Genomic DNA, 15,501 nt, shown 5'->3' on the forward strand with positions numbered 1-15,501 from the left:
TCATGAACAAAAAAAATGTAGAATTCCTAAAAGACCAAATCAAATACACCGGATTTGGCGAAGGCTATGAAAGCCAGCTAAATGAGAAAATCAGTAAAGATCTTAAAGAATTCCAATTGCTCAACCGTACAGAATTTGGCAATGATGTGGTCGTGTCCAGGTTAGATTTCAGCCGCTCAGAATCCGGTGACCTATACTTTTTCAACCGATATGAACTGAGCTTCAGACCGCAAAATTCTGAAATCCTACTGAAGCAAACCTTTCAGATAGGCAAGGACAGCAACATTACCCAGAAAGAAGCTTATAATTTACTGAATGGCAGGTCAGTATTCAAAGAGTACAGCAAAATGGAAAAGGATGTCATCCAGGACAAATACATTGCTACGGGTGAGAAATATAATGCCTGGACGCAACTGAATTTTAAGGAAACCGACAAGTATGGGAATTATAAATTCCAGATGTATGGAGACAATTATGGTTTTCAGCTGGAACAGGCACTGGAAAAATTGCCAGTTGCAGAACTTAGTGATGAAAAAACTAAGGAGCGTCTGATACAATCCTTGCAAAAGGGTAACCTCCAATCGGTGAACTTTGTTGAAGAAAATGGTCAGCTCAATCCATGTTTTCTGGCTGCCAATCCCAGATTTAAGGTGATTGATGTCTATGACAGCAACCAGAATAAGCTGAGCAATAGCCAACATCAGGTGAAAGCGCAAGGTAATATGGAAACATTGAACGCTGAAAACAAAGAAGCCAGGCCCAGGATAAAAAAGTCAGGCCCGACAATTTCCTAACAAGCTAGAAGTTCAAACCGCTGACGTCAATATTGGCGTCAGCACTAATCAACACACCTACCTATGAAAAAAATAAGAGACCCTTTGAGACAATTTTTAAATGGAATTGCCCACGATCCTAGGATCAGGCCTACTCATATAGCCGTTTACATGGCCCTTTACCAGCACTGGATTCAAAACAACTTCCCTATGTTCCTTCTTGTAAAAAGCAGGGAGCTGATGCCTCTGGCCAAAGTATCCAGCAGTGCCACCTGGCATAGCGCCATCCGGGAACTGGATGCCTACGGATACATCTGTTATATGCCCAATTTCAATAAAATGAGCAACAGCAAAGTCATGCTCAACTCCGAAAGGGTTACCACTGGCCTAACTCCTATAAGTTAGCCTCATCCTCACCTCCAGCAGAACATCCCTGGAATCATCACTATCCTGTCGCTTTATTGCTTCCTATCAAGGACATCCTTGATTTTGTTTGCATTTTCCATTAGCTCAGTGAGGTAGGCCCAATTCTCTTTCTCGATACAAGATTTGAATTTCCGCAATTGTGTGATGTGCTCATTTAATACATCCAGTACGTTTTCCTTATTTTGTTTAAATATGGGCATCCACATTGCAGGGCTACTTTTTGCGAGCCTTACAGTACTTTCAAAACCGGCACTGGCCAATTCAAATATGGCATTTTCCTCTCTTTCTTTTTCAAGCACCGTGTTGGCCAATGCGAATGAGGTGATGTGCGAAATATGGCTGACATAGGCTACGTGTACATCATGATCCTTCCCTCCCATATAGACATTATACATACCTAGCAAGCTATACAATTGTTCAACTGTTGCCAGCGCATCCTGATCACTTTCTGATGCATCACAAATTACATTTGCCCTGCCATCAAATGCGTCCAATGTTGCAGCTTCAGGTCCACTGAACTCTGTACCCCACATCGGGTGGGTCGCAATATACCTTCCGCGGTTCAAATGGCCTTTTACTGCATCTAGCAGCGACATTTTAGTGGAACCGGTATCCAGTACCACCTGTTGTTTTACCTGATCTAAAATGCCCGGCAATAATGTAGTACAAACGCTTACCGGAGCACTAAGTATAATGAGATCGCTATCTGCCACAGCAGTGTTCAAATCAGTTATTTCATCAACAATTCCAAGCTCCAGAGCCTTTTGTGAATGTGTTTCGTCATTATCTACTCCCAGTACTTTTGAAGCAAAGCCTTTTTGCTTTAACCTCAGCGCCATCGAACCACCAATAAGTCCAAGGCCTACTACTGCTATTTTCATCTGTTTATTTATTTTCTTTTATTAGCAAAAAAGCTATTTATATAATTTACTAATCCGGATTATAGCTTGCTCAAACCTGGAAAGATCACCACAGAGACTAATTCTGATGTATCGATTGCCCTGACTTCCAAATATGCCTCCTGGAGTCAGAAAAACATTTGCCCCATAAAGCACTTCATCACTAAGGGCATAGGCGTCTGTATACTGATCAGGAATCTTTGCCCAAACAAATAAACCTACCTGCTTAAGTTCATATTGGCAACCCAGGATATCAAGTATGCGGTATACTTCATTTCTCCTTTGCGCATAAATGCCATTAATGTAGCTATACCATTCCTTACCAAGGGATAAAGCCTTTGCAGCGGCCATCTGCAAGGGCTGAAACATACCACTATCCATGTTGCTTTTGAACCTTAAGACCTCTTCAATCCGCTCTTTTGATCCGCAAAGCATGCCGATACGCCATCCAGCCATATTATGAGATTTACTTAAGGAGTTCAGCTCCAATACTACTTCTTTAGCGCCCGGCACCTCCAAAAGACTCACAGGATTATCGTTGAGAATAAAGCTGTACGGATTATCATGTATAAGTAACAGGTTATTTTCCTTTGCAAAGTGAACCAGTTTTTCAAACATCCCGGTTTCTACCTGCTGACCTGTTGGCATATGCGGGTAGTTCACAAACATGAGTTTCACCTTGCTCAGGTCCGTAGCCGCCAACGCTTCAAGATCAGGATACCAGTTTTGCTCCTCCTGTAAAGGGTAGGTTATGGACTGACCACCTGCCAACTTAACGGCACTGGCATAAGTAGGATAACCAGGATCAGGAATCAATGCCTGGTCCCCTTCATTCAGATAGGTCATACAAATGTGCATGATGCCTTCTTTAGAACCAATGAGTGGCAATATTTCAGTATCAGGGTCAAGAACTACCTGATACCACTGCTGATACCAATCAGCAAAAGCCTGTCGCAATGCAGGAATGCCTTTGTAACCTTGATAACCATGTACCCCTGGCTTTGCAGCCTCTTCCTGTAACGTCCTTATCACGTCCGGATGAGGAGGAAGATCGGGACTGCCAATCCCTAAGTTAATAATGTTTTTACCCTCTTTATTCAAGAGGTCTATTTCTCTAAGTTTTTGGGAGAAATAGTATTCACTAACCCCCTCCATTCTTTTTGCAATCATCATTAAAAATTACTTATGCCCTGAAACAGTGATAAACGAATTATGATAGCATAATACCGAGTACAGCACCCCTATAGATTGGTTATTGGTTGATCTGTAAAAACTGTTTTCTTTCAAGGCATAAAAATAGGTTTTTAATCGAGAAAATTAACAGAAAAAAGAGCTTACAAAATTGACTATATCATCAGGGATCATTTCTGGTAAACACGTACGTAATCAACTTCAAAGCGATTGGGAAATTTAGTATTTACCAGGCTGCCTCCATTCATACCACCCATGGCAAGGTTTAGTAACATGTAATGAGGCTGCTTGAAAGGGTGAGTGCCGGTGCCATCCTTATTGTAGAGCTTATCCATATCCACCTTAATGAGCAGCTGATCATCGAGAAATAAAGAAATATCTTTTTCTGTCCAATCCATTCGCCAGATGTGGAATTTTGAAACCCATTCGGATCCGCCCAATTCTATGATGGACTTTGTATTGCTATGCCACTGGGCAGTGTATTTCTTTTCGGTCCCAACCGCAATATTTGCCAGTATCTTACCCCTGTAATATTCCATCATGTCTATTTCTCCGTTAGAAGGCCATTCTCCTGATACGCCAAGTGTCCACCAGGCTGGCCAAAGACCAGAACTTACATCTATCTTGCCGCGCATTACAAAACGGCCATATTGCCAGGAATGTTTACCGGCAGTATTTATGCTTGAAGAAGTATAATGAATATTTTCTTTGTTATTCCTCCAATCTCCTGAATCCCTTTTAAAACTCGGGCTGGGTTTGGTTTCTTTTCGGCCCTCAATCACAAGTACACCATTTTCGCACCATGCATTATCTGTTTGGTACCACTGCAATTCTTCGTTACGCACAAAACCCTGCTCATATTTCCAGTTAGCAGTATCTGGTTTTCCACTATTATTGAATTCATCTGCCCATACCAATTTATATCCTTCCTTTGCATAGCTCGATACTTGACTTTCCTTTTGTGCCCATACATTTACCGTTCCAAAAATCGTAAAAACACAAAGTGCTCGAATGATTTTACCTACCATATTCATTTCTAATAACAATTGATACATTTTCTAGCTAATATGATCCTCAAGATACCGCTGGGCCTGCTCCTGCGTTAAAACGGCAAAATCTTTATAGCGGTCATGAACATCAATAATCTCTTCAAGCGCTTGCTCAACAAGCTGTTTGTTCTCCCATAATTTAAGGTGCGATACTACGGTTTGTATGCAGCCCTTTTTATAGGAAATTTGCCCTATCACATGTACAAGGGTATTCCTAACCCTTGCAGTTTGGTCATACTGCAACTCCTTTAATAAAGGTAGAATATCCTGCGGATATTTACGTCCCCTAAGCTCTATACCATGACATATCTCTCTTCTGATCTCCTTATCCTCATGATGCAGGTAAAGCTTCGCCCATTTCAACACCGGGACCGGGTTTACTTCCCCCATTTTTTTGATAGATCCAATTACAGCATTACGGGGAGAATGATGTTCATCAAATAAACCCTTATCAAAAAAATGCCGGATACTTTCAAATTCTATTTTACCTATCTCGCCGGCTGCATTGATCACCGTTTGCCTGATTTTAAAATCCGTTTCCGCAAAAAACCTTTCTAAGCAGCTGATGATTTCAACCCTAAAGGCTTCTTTGGTGTGGTATATTTTACCAATGGATAGATAAGCTGATTTCCTGACATAGGTGTCTTCATCTGCAAAATAGCGAATCGTTTCTTTATAATCCGAAGTAACCAGCTCAGCAAGTATGTTTTTGTTAATTTCGGCCACAAGATTTAAACGTTCCTGTTTATTTAAATCGTAAAATCCCATATACAATATTAACACATAATTTGCTCACATCTTAAATCTAATGTGGCTGAGCTATTCTTTAGCTTCAATATCATGATCAATCAGTGCATTTTTATAGCCAAGCGAGTAATTAATGGCACCCCAGGCAGTCAGCATAGTAATGATATCTTCTTCTTTTAATGGACCAGTAATTTGCTTTTTACAAAACTCCAAATACTCTGTTTCGGTCATAATATTTATATTAATAAATTAAGTTCTGCGTATTGAAACCCTATACAATAACAGAAAGCAATATTATGAAAAAATTATTTCAGCACTTTGATCTGTCCCTTCATTACCGTATAATGACCTGGATATGAACAGATAAAAGGATATACCCCTGGAGTTTTCGGTACGGTAAAATAAACCGTATCTGATTTTCCAGGCTGCAATAAAACAGTATGTACCAACACCTTAGAACTATTTGGAACAAAATCATACTTTTCACCATCCAGCCCCATCTTCATCACCATTTCACCCACAATATTACCCGATCCAGGCATAGTCAGCACAAAATTATGCAGCATATCGTCAGTATTTGCAAAAGTCAGTTTCACTTTAGTACCTGCTTTTAAAGTAAAATTTGTAATGTCAAATTTCAACCCCGGTTTAGTTCCCAGTAAAATGGTTTTATCCGGCCCATTCTTCCAGCTTGCCGGCAGTTTAGTTACGTGTTTTGCTGCCGAAGTATTGCCGGTAACTTTACCGGTGGTAGTGGCCATATTTCCCATATGATGATGATCCATGCTTTGCTTCGTGTTGTCAGCCTGCATAGCACCCAAGGGTTTATTTTCGGCCGTAGCTACTATCTTTTCTCCATCTGGAATCTGATTCAAGGTATAGTATGCATAATTGTGAAGCAAAGGTGCATTGCCACTTTCTGAACGTATTCCTTCCGTTCTGATCTCCTGAATATATCCTTGCTTTAAACTGTCAAGCACTAAACGTACACGTTTATGATCAGGAGAAATCTCAATAGCTTTGATATTGCGCGGAGATTGATTGATCACCGGACTTCCATAAATGTGATGATACTTATAAGTAAAAGTCGACAGTTTATATGAACCCGCATTACGTGCAGTTTTCTCATCTACCGGCATTGTGAATTCCAGTTCAAAACCATCAGGCTGCGCCTTAATGGTCTGTATCTCAAAAGGTATAATGCCAGACCAGGTCAAGCGCTGTAATCCATATTCTTCTTTTCCGGTTGATGACCACCCTCTTGAGGTCATACCTACAAACATACTACCATCAGAACCCCAATTCATTCTCAATACACCTGAAGAAAACCCCTCTCGAAAAGGAAATACAGCCCCTTGATATACCCCTTTAACCTTTTCCAGAAATACCCTGCTAATCTTACTCTGGGCCTGATCGCCCACAAATAATTGTCCATTAAAAGGCCCCATATTTCCATTATCTGAATAATCCAGAATTCCAGATGTCGAATTACCCATAATAGAATGAGGAATCCATACAGACGGGGTTTTTAATCCGGGAACCCTTTTGGCTACATCATATTTTGGCTCACCGGTATCAGGGATATCTTTTTTGCGCAGCTTTACCGGAGAGCCCGGTTGGTCAGCCCAGATCAACCCTGCTGGATTCCCGACAAAATCACCTTCCTCGACATGCGTAATGCTGCCTGAGCCTACCCAGTCACCTTGGTTTTCCGCATAAAAGATATCACCACTACCATTCAGCGCAAAAGCTGCAGGTGAGCGGAAACCTGTAGCGAAAGGTTTCATGGTAAAATCGGGGGAAAATTTAAGCATCCATCCATGCCATTTAGACATACTTTCTCCAAAGCCTATCCATCCTAAATTTAATGTAACCACCATGTTGCCTTCCTTATCAAGCATAGGACCATAGGCGTACTCATGATAATTGCCTGATAATGGCCATGAATACATCGTTTTGTACTCATCGGCCTCTCCATCACCATCCAGGTCACGAAGACGGGTAAGCTCGGCACGCTGCGTCAGGTACATATCCCCCTTAATATAATTTAGGCCCAATATTTCATGCATACCATGAGCAAACAAGCGGTATTTTGGTTGCTGTCCATCCTTCATATATGGATTTGTAATGATCCAGACTTCCCCACGTCGGGTAGCCACAGCCAGCTCATCATTGGGTAATAGGGTCATTCCTCCGACTTCTAGTGCTATTTCTTTAGGAATTGGAAGCGTAACGATTGGAAATATTTGATTTTCTGTTTGAGCAGTTGTCTTTGCTATACCAGCGGCAAACAATAAAAGAGACAGTAAATATTTTGAGTTTTTCATCCTTTGATCTACCAGATTAGCGAATAAGTTAATGAATCAGCTCCCGTAGCTAATGGAGCAAGCAGTTCCTCACCATTTTTTGTTTTCCTGATAAAAGCCTTGATTTCAGCAGCCAATTTCACAGTATAAACTTTATTTCCTATACTATAGGTATTGTTTTTCAATGCTTCTATACTTGGTCCCACAGCAATTCTGCAATACAAAGGTCCCTTACTATTACTTACGCTTATGGTACGGTCTATTGCCACACCATCGCTTTGCATCACTATTTTATCATTTACATCGGCTCCATTTGAAGAATATGAAAATGTAAGCATTTTGTTCTTATCCAGTACATAACCCTTGTTTTGTAAATCATCAAAGGCAATAGAATCGGGCCATTCTGTATTCTTATCTGCCAGTGCTGCAATAGCCGGTGTTGCTGTAAGAGGCAGCACAGAGCCTAAAGGCTTTGCCAGCTGAGGCTCTCCCCTATCCTTCCACATTTCAGTAACGTCTAAAAACTCTCCGCGCCAGATCTGTAATAACGCCCCCTGTTTCAGATCATAAGAATAATTCACTTTCTCTGGAGTACCTACGGAAATTACGTGAGTACGTTTCTTTCCTTCAAACATAAGGTAGCTTCGTAATAAATAAGGCTTACTTCCTGCGTTCAGGATATACGGATTGGAGGCTTGGCCCCAAGTATAAGTAGCATAGCATGTAAAAAATGCGACACAGCATATAACTCGTTTGCAAATGGTCATACTTTAAAGGTTATTTGGTCATTGGGCAATAAAACAATCGATTGCCTAACAAATATATTAAATATCTTGAACTGTTTATCATTCAAGAATTATTTTTATTCCATCTGGATTATCGGTAATAATCAGGTTAATATTTAAATACTACACAAAATAACAATGGACTGGGTTTTCAATCAAGTATCTAACAAAATATTATGCAATCGATTGTCTTAATTACTATATTGTACCATCATTGATCAGTTATGAATTTACTTTATAAAGCAATTACTCATACCCTTTTTGCCATAGCAGTTTTGTTATTACCAATTTATGTTTTTGCACAAACCTCTGGAGATCAAAGAGGCTTAAAGGATTATTATCGGGATTACTTTCCAATGGGCGTGGCTGTTACTGCCAAACAACTAGCAGATTCTGCTCAGCAGAATTTCATTTTAACTCATTTCAACAGCCTCACAGCCGAGAATGCTATGAAAATGGGCCCCATCCATCCTAAAGAGGACTTGTTTTTCTGGAAAGACGCTGATGCAATTGTGGCATTCGCACAAAAACATAATCTAAAAGTTCGCGGGCATAACCTGTGTTGGCATAACCAGACGCCTAAATGGATATTCTACGACGAATTTGGAAAACAGGTTAGTAAGGAAGTCTTGCTTCAAAGGCTAAAAGATCATATTTATGCGGTTGTGGGAAGATATAAAGGTCAGATATATGCTTGGGATGTTGTAAATGAAGCAGTATCAGATGAACCTGACCAGCTACTACGCAATTCGCTTTGGTATCAGATCTGTGGTGAAGATTTTATTTATAAAGCCTTCCAATATGCGCATGAAGCAGATCCAAAAGCCATTTTGTTTTATAATGATTACAATACCGAAAACCCTGATAAGAGGCAGCGCATTTATAAACTACTAAAAAAGATGCGGAATAAGGGTGTCCCAGTACACGCAATAGGCCTACAAGCGCATTGGACGTTCAAAGACCCCTCACAAGAACGACTTGAAAGCACCCTTAAACTGTTTGCATCGCTTGGACTGAAGATCCAGATTACCGAACTTGACGTTTCTATATATGCGGATGGAAATCTACAGGATAAAACTGTTATAGCTCCTGTTTCCATATTAACCCCAGAGCGTGAGCAGCAGCAAGCGGAACAGTACTCGATGATTTTTAAAGTTTTCAGGAACTATAAAAAATGCATAAGCGGGGTGACATTTTGGAACCTATCCGATAAGTACAGCTGGCTGGACAATTTCCCTGTACGCGGTCGTAAAAACTACCCGCTTTTATTCGACACACAACTTAAACCAAAAAAAGCCTATTGGAACGTAGTCAAATTTTAATCAACCAATTATTAATTACCTCACATGACACACAGAACCTTCATTCTATTTTTTGTTTTACTACTGGCCTGCCTGACAACAAACGCTCAGTACCAGCCTGGCCCTGCTCCCGACGGTTTCGACCGACCTCAGGTAGGACTCGAACACGGTAAAATAGACACCATCCATTATGAGTCGAAAACCGTAGGAAAGACCAGAACTGCGCTCATTTACACCCCACCAGGGTATTTGAAAACGAAAAAATATCCTGTATTATATCTCTTACACGGGATTGGAGGTGATGAATTTGAATGGCTGCGCAATGGCCGTCCTGAAGTCATTATGGATAATCTTTACGCGAACAAAAAAGCTGAACCGATGATCATTGTTTTACCCAATGGAAGAGCTATGGCGAATGACCGGGCCACGGGCAACATCATGGCGCCAGATAAGGTGCAGGCATTTGCACATTTTGAAGATGACCTGATAAAAGATCTGATACCATATGTTCAACAACATTATTCTACTTATAAAGACCGTGAGCACCGCGCAATTGCGGGGCTATCTATGGGTGGCGGTCAGTCATTGAACTTCGGTCTGGGTAATTTGAACATTTTTGCCTGGATAGGTGGTTTTTCTTCTGCTCCCAATACTAAACAACCAACAGAACTCATCCCAAACCCAACAACAACACATAAACAACTAAAATTATTATGGATCTCTTGTGGCACAGAAGACAATCTGATGCCAATTACCTCCCGTACGGTCGACTATCTGAAGGAAAACAAAATTCCTCATATTTTTCTGAAAGAACCGGGGGGACATGATTTCAAGGTATGGAAGAATGATCTCTATCATTTTAGCCAGTTGGTATTTAAAGATCACTAAACTGCATAATGTAGAGCAGAACTTATAAAATAAAGTTGTCCTTTTCTGATGAACATATAACCTATCTCTGTTTTCTTAATTTCAACCTTTAGTGTTTTGCTGGCTTGCATGGGTAGTCAATCCAGAATGAATCAATTTGCAGTATCTGTTTCAATTTTGTATGCAGATCTAACATCTGCTGACGGTGAGGATAACGCGCTGAAACATGTAGTCATTATACAGGTTATGCCTAAAACAAGGAGATTCATATACATGATTTCTTTATAATGGGATATAATGAATCCGTCCCTAATTTTGACCGTGATAAAATGGAACGGGAATATCTGATATTTTAGTTAAGTTTTATACTCATGAGGTATGGCTTTCAATGTATCATTGTGAGAGAAATCAGATTTACAACATTCATGAATCTCTAACGAGGCATTAGTCTTTATATCATGCTTACAATCCAAAAGTGGGGAAAGAATCACATTTGGCTACTACAAGCTAACTGAAAAAGATAATTTCTATAATCATGATTATAAAGGAAACATACCAAATTGTTGCGTAAGTGTTACCTTTAGTAAGGTTATACCAGCTATTTTTTTTCATAACACTAATTTAGGTAAATTATTTATTCACTATACCCCACTTTAAATTTGGCTTATTACTCATTTCCAACTCGAGTATTCCTCCCTTGAAAACTTCACTTTGCAAAATCTTGAAATCCTGAATTGTCTTTCCATTTAACTTTGCAGATTGAATGTATTTATTTTCTTTTGAGGCATGGTTCGCTTCGATTATAAATTTCACTCCTCTTTTATATTTATTATTAAATAGGATTGTGGTACGTGGATACCGTGGACTACCAATTTCATAAACGGGGTTTACCGAACAGCCTCCATCCATTTGAAAAAAGCCAATAGTACTCATGATAAACCAACTACTCATCTGACCAAGATCCTCATCACCCGGATAGGCATCATATGGTGTAGTTCCATAATATTGTTCCTGTATGGCACGTGTCCATTTTTGGGTCAGCCAGGGCTTGCCGGCCCAATTAAACAGATAAGCAACTTCCATGGCCGGCTCATTACCATGATTAACAGGAAACGAAGAAAAATCATCTCCAGAAGCATTAAAATTAGCTACCGCTGATTTCTCCATTGCCTCATTTAATCGATCAGCAAATCGTTCCTTACCCATTTGAAAAATCAGTCCATCGGGATTATGCGGCACAAACCAGGTATAGTTAAAGGAGTTCCCCTCTACAAAACCAGGAGTATGATAAGGGTCAAATGGTTTTAGCCAATTTCCTTGCTTATCCTTTGGCCGTGCGAAGCCAGATTCTTTATCAAAGATATTTCTCCAGTTTTCCGAACGCTTATTAAAGTAAGTATAATCTTCTTTTTTATTCAGTACTAAGGCCATTTGTGCCAAGCACCAATCATCATAAGCATACTCCATTGTATTAGATACAGAGCCCATACCCAATGGAATGTATCCGTACTTCATATAAGGCTCAATATCCTCAACTCCCACAGTACCGCCACCCGGATATTTTTGGGGAGCAGTAGTCAGCATTTTCTTGAAGCCAGAATAAGCAGTTTGGAGATCGAAGTCTCTGATACCACTTTGCCAGGCTCCCTGTATCTGCGAGACACCGTGCATGGCCACCATCACGCCGGTTTGCTCTACACCTGCAGGATCCGTATTAAACCAACCGCTATTCTTATAAAGCTCAATACCAGACCGCGCCCATTTTGAGGAGATCTCAGGAGCAACCAAATTGAACAACTGCTGATTATTCCAAAAGGTATTCCAGTACTCTCCACTCACAATACAGTCTTCTTTATTGTTAAGCTGACGAATCTGCTCTTCTTCATCCACGTATCTGCCATCAGCATCACTCCAAATTGCTTTAGCTGCAATTGCACGATATAAATTAGTGTAAAATTTCACTTTTTGCAGATGGTCTTCTGTCTCTATCTGAACCCGGCCCAAATATTCATTCCATATCTTACGCGCATTTTGAACTACTTTTTCAAAATCCCAGCCAAAAGGTGCTATCATTTCTTTTTGAAGATTGTTTCTCGCTCCATTCAAATCAACCAATGAGACTCCCGTTCGGACTTCTACTGCTTCCCCTTGCTTAGTCTTAAAATTCAAGAATACTCCCAAGTCCCCTTTCCCTTGTATTGCAGTAATATTATGCCTTATGACCGGCTTTGATTCAAACTCATGTGTGCGATTCCATCCTCCAATATATCCTGTAACAGGCTTCATCTCGCTGTTAACCCATCCGCCCATGGATTGAAATGGTTTACTAAACTGCATCACAAAGTGAACGGTGTATAATTGCTCTAATGAATAGCCTGTAAATGCATTGTAATAAGTAGCAAAGCCTTCTATTTCGGTACTGGTGACCTTTGTGATTTTCGCCTCTTTCAGATTATGCGGATACTCATTGGGCGTAAATAAATCAACCAATACCCTTGCTGAATCCAATGCGGGAAAAGTATAACGCTGAAGAGATGCCCGTCTTGTTGCAGTGATCTCAGCTTTGATACGGGTATCTGTCATAAACACACTATATTTTCCAATCAAAGCAGATTCTGATTTTTTATCAATTCTTGAACGATAACCACCATCAGGATCTCTTTCTGTACCCGGATTTACTTGCAACTTACCACTTGTAGGCATCGTTAACAAACCACACATCGTCCAGTCAGAGAAATGACTGAAACCCATAATGTTGTCTACCGTATACTCGTATCCTGCTTTCCAAGTTTCATCCTGATTGTCCGGTGCTATTTGAACCATGCTAAGTGGCAATGAAGGCCCGGGCTTAAACATCCAGCGGGAGTTGCCGGTCCCCATAAGCAAATCGACATAATCTACATAAGTTTGGAGGCTTTGTTTAGAACGGGTAACATTACCAGTATATATAATTTTATTTCCTTTTTTTATCGTAACAACTGAATTAAATGCTTGTTTATTTTGCGCTACTGCCGGCATAGGTATTTCTATAACTGCATGTCCCTTTTCTATAATTTTTGTAACAGGAGGTAAACCACCAACTGAAACATTGATGGATTCTTCTTTATCCATTTGTATAATATCGATCAACAAAGGCTGAATCCGTTTATTATCCTTTTTCAATTCAAATGGTGCAGCTTTCGCAGAAAGAATTAAAGAAGACGAAGCAGCTTGAATTTGTAAATCCTGATTTCCTTCCATTCGAATGTCATCAAAAATAGCCCATGATCCTGACACCATACCCATCTGAATGATGTTTAGTCCTTTTTTGAGCCAATTCCCGGGCACTTCGACCGATACAGCTATTTTTTTGCCGGCAGAATAGTTACCATCTAATGCTTTTCCATTTCCGGCAGCTATAGTTAATTCCTGGAGGTGTCCGTTTATTTCTACTCGCAATACCGTTGGTTTCTTTGCATTAACATCAGCAAAATCAATAATGAGTTTAGCAATACTTTTTGAAATCTGGTTCTTTAAATTAAATACTATTCTTGGGAAATGACGCGGATAAAATCCCGACCAATATCCGCCCCCAGCCCAACTATCTAGTGGACCAGGCAACACATAAGGCCAATGCTTCTGAGGGTTAGAATAGCCGATTGAAAACACTGTATTTTCACCACCAAAATCGGCTAGAAAACTACCTTTTCCGGAAGGGGCCAATGCAAATTCCGCCGCACTATTATCTTCTTCCCCTATTTTCCAAACTGTTTTTTTCTGACTGTAAGTAGATAGAGAAAATAAGTATATTATTAAAAGTAATCCTATTTTCTTCATTTTATTTTAAATGTTGTTACAACAAAGCCATGATCAGAAGGATACAAAATTTCTTTGCCATTCAATTTTATTGTCTCCTCAAAAAACACCTTATAAGACTCAGATTTTACAGCTTTTAACTTCGGACTTTTGTAAAATATATAGTCTATCCGATGATCATCATTTTCACCTTTAGTATGCCAGGTAATACCAGGATGGGTAAGGGAATTTGGATTCAAGGTTCTATAAGTATCTATCAGTCCTATATCTGCCAATACTTTTGTTGAGTACCAGGGAACCACCAGATTATTGTGTATTTTCCCGGTTTTAGCAGTCCAATCCAGATGAGAAGGAGTATTCAGATCTCCGCCAAGAATCATAGGTACAGAGTCAGTTTCTGCAGCATATTTTTTTATATAAGGCAATACCTTTTGTATCATTTCGTACTTAGCTCCGGATCTTTCCCAAACCAGAAGTTCTTCTGCATTTTTACCTAATTTTTCAGGCTCGTTTTCCCATGGCAAATAATGAAACCAATTTGAGAAAAATCTTATTCTTTGGTTTTGGATTATAATTTCTCGTCCACCCAGATAAAAAGGAAAATTGGTATCGATTCTTTCCCCAAAAGGATATCTTGATATAATTGACAGATTAACATTCTTATCATCTAAGTCAGTACCTTCCGGAGCAATTAAATGAAAATTGTAGCCTAAGGAATCGGCTATTATTTTACCGGAACCATAAGTTTCTACCATCAATATTACATCCGGATTTATTCCTCTTATAATCTGTATGGCATGAGCTTTTCCATCCTTGCTGTCATTTGCACCATGCAATATATTCCAGGCCATGACTTTAAAAGTACCTGTGGGCTTTTGGGCCATAGAATTAAAAAAAAAGAATGTGAATGTTAAAAAGAAAAGGGTAAGCTTCATTTCAGGTTTCTATTAATTTTAAGTTTTAAAAGATTCATCAATGTAATAGCTAGCCAAGATTAACAAAAAAATCAACATGTACAAACATACAAGCACAAAAAATTTTTAAATAATTAAAAACGAATACCGAAAACGATAAAAGAACATAAACAACTCCATATGTACAAACATAATGAATAGAAAATTAACAGTAAAAGGTTGATTTTTTTGTATGCATGTGCTTTTCCATCCTTATTGTCATTTGCGCCGTGCAATGTATTCCAGGCCATCACCTTAGAGAACTCAAGTTGTTTTTGAGCCTTGCAGTTAAAATAATAACATTAAGGCTAACAGGAGAAAAGTGTATTTCATTTTTGTTTTTTATGTTTATTAAAAATTTATTATTAATACGAAGTTCGATAATACCAAAGTTCAGTTGATTGTGCTG

General features: G+C 39.5%; 13 protein-coding genes. 4 read left to right on the forward strand and 9 right to left on the reverse strand.

Features of this window, described 5'->3' with window-relative positions; translation table 11 throughout:
• Positions 1-2: 2 nt before the first annotated feature.
• Both CPT03_RS13540 and CPT03_RS13545 read left to right on the forward strand, forming a co-directional pair.
• A complete protein-coding gene (locus CPT03_RS13540; RefSeq protein WP_099439347.1) occupies positions 3-794 on the forward strand; it encodes a hypothetical protein in 792 nt (263 codons plus the stop codon).
• Positions 795-857: 63 nt separating this feature from the next.
• Entirely contained in the window at positions 858-1,178 is a 321-nt protein-coding gene (locus tag CPT03_RS13545) for a hypothetical protein (protein ID WP_099439348.1), read from the forward strand.
• 53 nt (positions 1,179-1,231) lie between these two features.
• Here the strand turns inward: CPT03_RS13545 and CPT03_RS13550 are convergent, their stop codons facing one another.
• The 7 genes from CPT03_RS13550 to CPT03_RS13575 all read right to left on the reverse strand — a co-directional run bounded on the left by CPT03_RS13550 (position 1,232) and on the right by CPT03_RS13575 (position 8,026).
• Positions 1,232-2,080 carry a prephenate dehydrogenase gene (locus CPT03_RS13550; protein WP_099439349.1) on the reverse strand — a complete coding sequence of 283 codons (849 nt, stop codon included), beginning with the start codon at positions 2,078-2,080 and terminating at the stop codon, positions 1,232-1,234.
• 33 nt (positions 2,081-2,113) lie between these two features.
• On the reverse strand, positions 2,114-3,271 hold the full coding sequence (locus tag CPT03_RS13555) for a pyridoxal phosphate-dependent aminotransferase (RefSeq protein ID WP_172954183.1): 1,158 nt from the start codon (positions 3,269-3,271) through the stop codon (positions 2,114-2,116).
• Between the two features lie 188 nt (positions 3,272-3,459).
• The gene (locus CPT03_RS13560) at positions 3,460-4,344 is read right to left on the reverse strand and encodes a family 16 glycosylhydrolase (RefSeq protein ID WP_099439350.1); all 885 of its coding nucleotides are present in this window, start codon (positions 4,342-4,344) and stop codon (positions 3,460-3,462) included.
• A 3-nt stretch (positions 4,345-4,347) separates the two neighbouring features.
• Positions 4,348-5,106: a HEAT repeat domain-containing protein gene (locus CPT03_RS13565; RefSeq protein ID WP_099439351.1), complete on the reverse strand. Its 759-nt coding sequence runs from the start codon at positions 5,104-5,106 to the stop codon at positions 4,348-4,350.
• A gap of 51 nt (positions 5,107-5,157) precedes the next feature.
• Positions 5,158-5,316 (reverse strand): hypothetical protein, encoded by a 159-nt coding sequence (locus tag CPT03_RS22815; protein ID WP_157766441.1) that lies wholly within the window; start codon positions 5,314-5,316, stop codon positions 5,158-5,160.
• 74 nt (positions 5,317-5,390) lie between these two features.
• Entirely contained in the window at positions 5,391-7,412 is a 2,022-nt protein-coding gene (locus CPT03_RS13570) for a plastocyanin/azurin family copper-binding protein (RefSeq protein ID WP_099439352.1), read from the reverse strand.
• A gap of 8 nt (positions 7,413-7,420) precedes the next feature.
• Positions 7,421-8,026 carry a hypothetical protein gene (locus CPT03_RS13575; RefSeq protein ID WP_099439353.1) on the reverse strand — a complete coding sequence of 202 codons (606 nt, stop codon included), beginning with the start codon at positions 8,024-8,026 and terminating at the stop codon, positions 7,421-7,423.
• A gap of 374 nt (positions 8,027-8,400) precedes the next feature.
• On the opposite strand from CPT03_RS13575, the gene CPT03_RS13580 reads away from it, so the two are divergent.
• A complete protein-coding gene (locus CPT03_RS13580; protein ID WP_099439354.1) occupies positions 8,401-9,498 on the forward strand; it encodes an endo-1,4-beta-xylanase in 1,098 nt (365 codons plus the stop codon).
• A 24-nt stretch (positions 9,499-9,522) separates the two neighbouring features.
• Entirely contained in the window at positions 9,523-10,365 is an 843-nt protein-coding gene (locus CPT03_RS13585) for an alpha/beta hydrolase (RefSeq protein WP_099439355.1), read from the forward strand.
• 609 nt (positions 10,366-10,974) lie between these two features.
• Here the strand turns inward: CPT03_RS13585 and CPT03_RS13590 are convergent.
• Positions 10,975-14,160: a GH92 family glycosyl hydrolase gene (locus CPT03_RS13590; protein WP_099439356.1), complete on the reverse strand. Its 3,186-nt coding sequence runs from the start codon at positions 14,158-14,160 to the stop codon at positions 10,975-10,977.
• Complete coding sequence (locus CPT03_RS13595) at positions 14,157-15,023, reverse strand: endonuclease/exonuclease/phosphatase family protein (protein WP_157766442.1); 867 nt, start codon at positions 15,021-15,023, stop codon at positions 14,157-14,159. The genes CPT03_RS13590 and CPT03_RS13595 overlap by 4 nt, the downstream gene beginning before the upstream one ends.
• Positions 15,024-15,501 lie beyond the last annotated feature (478 nt).

Origin of the sequence: Pedobacter ginsengisoli (genome assembly GCF_002736205.1) — a bacterium.
Taxonomy (GTDB): domain Bacteria; phylum Bacteroidota; class Bacteroidia; order Sphingobacteriales; family Sphingobacteriaceae; genus Pedobacter; species Pedobacter ginsengisoli_A.

What these genes read in the sequence shown, in the direction of transcription:
- CPT03_RS13540 (WP_099439347.1), top strand. Translation starts at nt 3, where the DNA reads ATGAACAAAAAAAATGTAGAATTCCTAAAAGACCAAATCAAATACACC.
- CPT03_RS13545 (WP_099439348.1), top strand. Translation starts at nt 858, where the DNA reads ATGAAAAAAATAAGAGACCCTTTGAGACAATTTTTAAATGGAATTGCC.
- CPT03_RS13550 (WP_099439349.1), bottom strand. Translation starts at nt 2,080, where the DNA reads ATGAAAATAGCAGTAGTAGGCCTTGGACTTATTGGTGGTTCGATGGCG.
- CPT03_RS13555 (WP_172954183.1), bottom strand. Translation starts at nt 3,271, where the DNA reads ATGATGATTGCAAAAAGAATGGAGGGGGTTAGTGAATACTATTTCTCC.
- CPT03_RS13560 (WP_099439350.1), bottom strand. Translation starts at nt 4,344, where the DNA reads ATGTATCAATTGTTATTAGAAATGAATATGGTAGGTAAAATCATTCGA.
- CPT03_RS13565 (WP_099439351.1), bottom strand. Translation starts at nt 5,106, where the DNA reads ATGGGATTTTACGATTTAAATAAACAGGAACGTTTAAATCTTGTGGCC.
- CPT03_RS22815 (WP_157766441.1), bottom strand. Translation starts at nt 5,316, where the DNA reads ATGACCGAAACAGAGTATTTGGAGTTTTGTAAAAAGCAAATTACTGGT.
- CPT03_RS13570 (WP_099439352.1), bottom strand. Translation starts at nt 7,412, where the DNA reads ATGAAAAACTCAAAATATTTACTGTCTCTTTTATTGTTTGCCGCTGGT.
- CPT03_RS13575 (WP_099439353.1), bottom strand. Translation starts at nt 8,026, where the DNA reads ATGTTTGAAGGAAAGAAACGTACTCACGTAATTTCCGTAGGTACTCCA.
- CPT03_RS13580 (WP_099439354.1), top strand. Translation starts at nt 8,401, where the DNA reads ATGAATTTACTTTATAAAGCAATTACTCATACCCTTTTTGCCATAGCA.
- CPT03_RS13585 (WP_099439355.1), top strand. Translation starts at nt 9,523, where the DNA reads ATGACACACAGAACCTTCATTCTATTTTTTGTTTTACTACTGGCCTGC.
- CPT03_RS13590 (WP_099439356.1), bottom strand. Translation starts at nt 14,160, where the DNA reads ATGAAGAAAATAGGATTACTTTTAATAATATACTTATTTTCTCTATCT.
- CPT03_RS13595 (WP_157766442.1), bottom strand. Translation starts at nt 15,023, where the DNA reads ATGGCCCAAAAGCCCACAGGTACTTTTAAAGTCATGGCCTGGAATATA.